Annotated in this window: 6 protein-coding genes; 1 reads left to right on the top strand and 5 read right to left on the bottom strand. The window is 44.4% G+C overall.

The genetic code is table 11. From position 1 onward, the window contains the following. Positions 1-197: 197 nt before the first annotated feature. Together H6S82_RS17865 and H6S82_RS17860 are read right to left on the bottom strand one after the other, a co-directional pair. The gene (locus tag H6S82_RS17865) at positions 198-452 is read right to left on the bottom strand and encodes an isoaspartyl peptidase/L-asparaginase (protein ID WP_347339511.1); all 255 of its coding nucleotides are present in this window, start codon (positions 450-452) and stop codon (positions 198-200) included. 689 nt (positions 453-1141) lie between these two features. After that, positions 1142-1654, bottom strand: coding sequence for a hypothetical protein (locus tag H6S82_RS17860; RefSeq protein ID WP_242056991.1), 513 nt, complete (start codon positions 1652-1654; stop codon positions 1142-1144). A gap of 153 nt (positions 1655-1807) precedes the next feature. Here H6S82_RS17860 and H6S82_RS17855 point away from each other — a divergent pair, with 153 nt between their 5' ends. After that, positions 1808-2128, top strand: coding sequence for a thioredoxin family protein (locus tag H6S82_RS17855; protein WP_190473168.1), 321 nt, complete (start codon positions 1808-1810; stop codon positions 2126-2128). Positions 2129-2177: 49 nt separating this feature from the next. On the opposite strand, the gene H6S82_RS17850 is transcribed toward H6S82_RS17855, so the two are convergent. The 3 genes from H6S82_RS17850 to tyrS are packed head-to-tail and all read right to left on the bottom strand — an operon-like array spanning position 2178 to position 4784. Then, positions 2178-2801, bottom strand: a complete 624-nt coding sequence (locus H6S82_RS17850) for a hypothetical protein (RefSeq protein WP_347339510.1) — start codon at positions 2799-2801, stop codon at positions 2178-2180. A 2-nt stretch (positions 2802-2803) separates the two neighbouring features. Next, entirely contained in the window at positions 2804-3511 is a 708-nt protein-coding gene (gene pyrF, locus H6S82_RS17845; RefSeq protein ID WP_190473171.1) for an orotidine-5'-phosphate decarboxylase, read from the bottom strand. Between the two features lie 34 nt (positions 3512-3545). Next, positions 3546-4784 (bottom strand): tyrosine--tRNA ligase, encoded by a 1239-nt coding sequence (gene tyrS, locus H6S82_RS17840; RefSeq protein WP_190473174.1) that lies wholly within the window; start codon positions 4782-4784, stop codon positions 3546-3548. Between the last annotated feature and the right edge of the window lie 196 nt (positions 4785-4980).

Raw genomic sequence — 4980 nt, 5'->3', positions numbered from 1 at the left:
TGAAGGCAGTTTTTAGTGGAATCAGAATTTGATCTGAAGCTATATTAGCCGCCGATCTTGTTTTTGATTGCAAAGATATCGTGAAGCTTTTACTGGGATAAATTTAAAGATCGGAATTTTCACTAAAACCAAGAAACCCCCGAATGCAATTCGGAGGTTAAAACACGGGTTGTGGATCGATCGAATCCAAATTAAATTCAGCGATGGGCGAGTTGTTTTTTCTTGGTAAAGACAGCCACTTTGTCATGTCCTGCGGTCATATAAGCACAAGCCATGTCCGTGGAATTATGGGCCCAACCAACCCGTCCTTGCGGGTCTACCAGAACGCACCCAGCCTCTCCTGACACCTTCGATGCCAGAGTTTCGATCGCCATCTGAGCTGCTTCGTCTGGGTGTCTGCCTTCCTTGAGAGTTAGCTGCAACTTTCTCCTCGGTGATGGTTTTCGCTCCACCGTGAACAATGATGGCTAATGTCATCTATAGCTCCCGATCGATTTTTACGATATTTCTGTAAGTGTTGAAGGTAAAATCGCTTCTTCAATTACATTTAATCGCAGCCACAAAAATTCAAACTTCATCCTTAGAGGTGTCTTACCCCCGCTTAAGGAAGAGTTCCCTATTAAGTAACTTTGTTATCCTAAATACAAAATTTCCTGGTCTTTGGGATTTATGGTGAAAAGTATTTATCTATATTACCGATGTGAGATCTGTGAGTGACGGCACGGAGAGTTAATTATCGATCGAAAGTGCTGAATTTATCGCCTGTGCCTAACCCACCCTACGATAATATAACCTTTCCTTATTACCACAAAAACGGGAGAGCCAAATTTACCGGAGCGAGCAGATCGGTAAATTTTATTTAACGGAAGTTACCCCCAAAGGGGGTAACTTCCGGCGATATCAAATGCAAAGCTATCTGGATTCTCAGCAACTTAATTCTGTTTATTAGCATTTCTATGTCTGCGATTAAATGCTGAGTATTTCTCACCTTCTCTGTTTTAAATGTCGGGGTTTTGTCCATAATGAGAACCAACTCCCTAGTAGTGCTGTTTTGACTATCATTTTGGCTGAGTATTTGATGCGTTGGTTCTCTCTTAGGGATAAAGCTAATGTATCAATTGCTAGCGATCGCGTATACATTTTACTCAATACCTTGCAATCCCTTACTTTCTAAGTTATGCTCGATGTGCTGCATCTCCTCGATCGTCTCTCCAGTAACTATCCCGTAAATTTCCGTGTAAATTTTTCCGTATTTAGACTTCTCTAAAGCCGACAGGATGATAAAATCTTTGCGATCGAGGTGCGCTCTCAGAGTTGTGAGAACCGAGTCCAATGCGCCATCCATGCGGTAGTCACTCGAATATTTAGCAACTTCCTTTCCCAGTCCTAATAGAGTATGACGCTGCAAGCACATCGGAGTCGAACCGTTGACTCGGAAATTGGCATCGATCGCATACAATTGTCCGTCTTTATCTTCCAGCTCATCGAAACCAATAACGCCAAAATAACCGTGCTTGTGTGCATACTCACCGATAGCCGCAATCATCTCAAAGAACCTGCTCATATCGGTTTGGCGGTAGTGAATCAATCCCCCTAAATAGTTGCCTTCTGGGATGTCGAGTTCATATAATAATTCCAGTCTCGTTTGTTTCAAGACACACTCCCGCAACTACCTGAAAAACAAGGTATTAGTTGCCCAGTTTTTATTCATCTATCTGCAAGCAGAGTGGTTACTCTTGTATCCTTCAACACTTAAGGGTTTAATAAGGAAGGAAATGCCTTTTGCAAAGCGAGGAGAATTCTACCGATGGATAGAGCCGTAATCAAATTTTCTTCTGAAGACTGCGGCATTTGCCATAAGATGTCGTTTTATGACCAGAAAGTAGCTGAAGAACTGGGTTTGCAATTTATCGATGTAAAAATGCAGGATACCGCCACTTACCGCAAGTATCGCAAAATTCTTTTAACCCAGTATCCGGATAAAGCAGAAATGGGATGGCCAACCTACCTGATCTGCGATTCTCCAGAAGGAGAGTTTAAAATCTTGGGAGAGGTTAAAGGCGGCCATCCTAAAGGAGAATTCAGAAGTCGGCTGCAAGCAGTTTTGGATACAGCCACTACCAGCTAGTTTTTTGTTTGGAGGTGAAGTGCTGTAGGGTTTGGTTTAATAGTTCTATTTAGGGCTTTGACTGGATCTTTTGCGATCGCACCGTTCCCGCATAGCAATCCCGCAACCAAATTTCGATCGCCTGACCGATAACTCCATAACTGCTATCTCTCGGTGCAGTGGGAGGTCTTCCTGCCGGATAAGGCCCAGTCATAGAAAACATCATCGCCAATCGCCAACCACTTTCAGTTTTTGTCAGAAATAACCAGTGATAATCCTGTATTTGAACTGGTTTTTTGCTTGTATATCTGCGTTGCAATGTAGTGAAAAAAACCTGCTGAATATTGTCTCCCCCCTGCGATGTTGTCGGGTTATATTCGCCAGGGCCAAGGGTTAGTGGTGAAAATTCAGCTTGACCTGCCACTATAAAATAACCGTACACATCAAGGCTGCGGTCACGAAGTCTAGCTCGTTGAGTTACCCTATTAGCATAACTCGGTAAATCCCGCAATAAAATATTTATTAATGTTTCCACATCCGCAGGACAAGAAAATCTTTCTCTTTTTGCTGCTAGAGATGAAGTGACGGGAAAAAGCCAAAAGTAAAAATGTAAAAGCAAACATATAAAACTGTATATTTTGACTTTACCTTTATTCCTAAAAATCTGTCTGGGAAAGTACTTTTGGCTTTTCACTTTTAAATCTCGTCGCAAATGCGTTCAAAAGCGGCAACTGGATCGGGTGCAGCAGTGATGGGACGACCGATCACCAGATAATCGGCTCCTGCTTTAATAGCTTCTGCTGGCGTGAGATTTCGCTGTTGATCTCCAGCTTCAGCCCACTTCGGTCGCACTCCCGGACATACTAACAGAAAGCGATCGCCGCAAGTTTGTCGCAATTGCGCTACTTCTTGGGGCGAACAAACTGCCCCATCCAAACCCGCTTCTTGAGCTAACAGCGCCATCTGTAAAGCATATTCTGGTAATTCTAGGGGAATTTTGAGGTCAAAAGCTAAATCCCGCGAATTCAAACTTGTTAATAGCGTGATGGCAATTAACTTTGGTGGTGAATAGCCAGAAGCAGCCGCACCTTCCGCAACTGCCGCCTTAGCTGCCTGTAAGGCTTTACGACCGGCAGTGGCGTGGATGGTGAGTAAATCTACTCCATACCTACCAGCAGCGCGGCAAGCACCAGCGACGGTGTTGGGGATATCGTGAAATTTGAGATCCAGAAAAATGCGCTTTTGTCGCTCTTTCAAGATGGTCAGAATTTCCGAGCCGGTACTGACAAATAGCTCTAAACCGACTTTCCAGAATGTTACCTGGGGCAGTTTTTCAACCAGAGCGATCGCTTGCTCTTGAGTTGGTACATCCAAGGGAACGATAATCTTGTTATTGTTGGCCATTACTTAATTTACCGATCGCCAATTTCCCGAACAGCTAATTTGGATTGACCAAGCGGACAAACTTATTTTTGCCAACTTGCAACACCCGTCCTTGCAAAGAAGCTGGAGAATCAAAGCTAAGATTTACATCTGTCACCTTTTCGCCATCCAGTCGCACTCCTCCCTCTTGAATCTTCTGTCGAGCTTCCGAACTGCTTTTACACAGTTTGCTGGCACTGACGATATAGAACAATTTAGCGGGAAACTGGATATTTTCTAGGGAAAATTCGGGTAATGCTTCGGCTTGTTCCGTCTTACCGCGAGCTATTTTTTCCGCATCTTCTTTAGCTTTTTCGGCAGCTTCCTTGCCGTGATACTGGGTAACGATATCCAAAGCCAGAAGAATTTGGCGATCGCGTGGATTTTCTGGCAATGTATCTAAAGGGATATTCGTCAATAACTCAAAATACTGCTCCACCAAAATATCTGGCGTTTGTCGCAGCTTTTGGTACATTGTCAGCGCATCTTCCCGCAAACCCACATAATTGCCCAGAGACTTCGACATTTTCTGCACGCCATCAGTACCGATCAAAATTGGCATCAACATTCCAAACTGAGGCGATAAACCGAAATATCTTTGCAAATCTCTGCCGACAGCAATATTAAACTTCTGGTCTGTTCCTCCCAACTCCACATCCGCCTCAATTGCCACAGAGTCATAACCCTGCATCAACGGGTAGAGAAACTCGTGCAGATAAATAGGGCTTTCTTTCTCGTAGCGCAGGGCAAAACCCTCTTTGGCCAACATCTGTCCTACAGTCATCGTGGATAGCAAATCCATAATCTTGGCCAGATCCAGCTTGGAGAGCCACTCTGAGTTATAGCGAATTTCCAGCCGTCCGGGCGTATCAAAATCCAGAATTGGGCGCACTTGTTCGAGATAAGTTTGGGCATTCTGCGCCACTTGTGCCGGTGTCAGTTGCTGGCGCACCTCCGATTTACCGGTGGGATCGCCGATGCGAGCGGTAAAATCACCAATGATGAGGACAGCTGTATGACCGGCATCCTGAAATGCCCGCAACTTTCGGACTGGGATACTATGGCCTAAGTGGAGATCTGCACCTGTGGGGTCAATCCCCAACTTGACTCGCAAGGGCCGATTTGTCTGCGCTAACCGTTCGACCAAATTTTCATGACGATTTTGAGAATCTGTAAGATTGGGAAAAATTTCACTCACGCCTCGGTACAACCAGGCGAGGTTTTGGGTAATACTAGGCGATTGATGGGAGGCCATACTTTGCCAATGTCCAGTTTGGTTCGCAATAAAACTGTCATTTCTCAAGCCTCAAAAGTGTTTTTGACTTTTGAGCCTTTACTGATGACCGATAACCGATGAGGGTTGACAATAGAAATGCTTAACAGCCAGACTACTATAACTGTAAAAGCAGCCAGAATATCTGTAGTAGTTTAATCAGCTTTGTCAGGGGCAG

Origin of the sequence: Planktothrix sp. FACHB-1355, from assembly GCF_014748295.1 — a bacterium.
GTDB lineage: Bacteria > Cyanobacteriota > Cyanobacteriia > Cyanobacteriales > Aerosakkonemataceae > Aerosakkonema > Aerosakkonema funiforme_A.
This window is presented reverse-complemented; position numbering and strand designations above follow the sequence as displayed.

What these genes read in the sequence shown, in the direction of transcription:
- pyrF (WP_190473171.1), bottom strand. Translation starts at nt 3,511, where the DNA reads ATGGCCAACAATAACAAGATTATCGTTCCCTTGGATGTACCAACTCAA.
- H6S82_RS17855 (WP_190473168.1), top strand. Translation starts at nt 1,808, where the DNA reads ATGGATAGAGCCGTAATCAAATTTTCTTCTGAAGACTGCGGCATTTGC.
- tyrS (WP_190473174.1), bottom strand. Translation starts at nt 4,784, where the DNA reads ATGGCCTCCCATCAATCGCCTAGTATTACCCAAAACCTCGCCTGGTTG.